Below are 668 nucleotides of genomic sequence, written 5' to 3'. Positions count from 1 at the left end.
ACCATTCAACCTCAAACTTTTATGTTGCGCGGCAAAGTAATCATCGGCCATGAAAGCCAATACATCATGCCTTGCGGCAGCGACAAACAATATTGGTTGCAACTGTCACCACAACAAATTCAACGCGCCATTAAGCTCGGCAATGAACCGTACCAAACCATGTATGGCGAAGTCATCGGTCATCTTAATCCTCCGGGCATTGATGGTTTCTCTGCGGATTTCGACGCCAACTTTGTGGTTGAGCAAGTGAACTTCCTCACTACCGAAAACCCAAATCGTTGCAGCCAACCGCAAAAACCGACGCGTGTATTTGGCAACGAGCCGTCTTGGGCAGCCAGTTTTGAAGCCAATGCGCTTAAGTTCCAACAGATGGGAAAAACCACCGAAATGCTGCCTATTCAAAGCAGTCAACTGCAGCCGCGCCAACGCACTTATAGGCTTGATGATGGTGAACTGCGTATGACGGAAAACCTCTGTTCAGACACCATGAGCGACTCTTTGTATGGCTGGAAAGCAACACTCAAACACGATGGAAACACTTACCAAGGGTGTGGCATGGCCGCGAACGTTGATGCAACACTTGGCTGGGCAAATACCTATGTAGCCACCTCAACGCAATCACAAGGTTTTGAGGTGCAAATGACCTTAAACCCTGACCACAGCGCCAC

The 668-nt window shown here is 49.0% G+C and carries 1 protein-coding gene; it reads left to right on the top strand.

Annotation, left to right across the window (positions count from 1 at the left end):
* Window positions 1–668 (top strand): COG3650 family protein (locus R7Q09_RS26065; RefSeq protein ID WP_411913126.1); only part of this gene is annotated, 668 nt, incomplete at both ends.

The sequence above is a fragment of the Vibrio sp. 2130-1 genome (assembly GCF_033339515.1).
The sequence above is the reverse complement of the archived record's forward strand: the minus strand, read 5'-3'. Positions and strand labels throughout refer to the sequence as shown.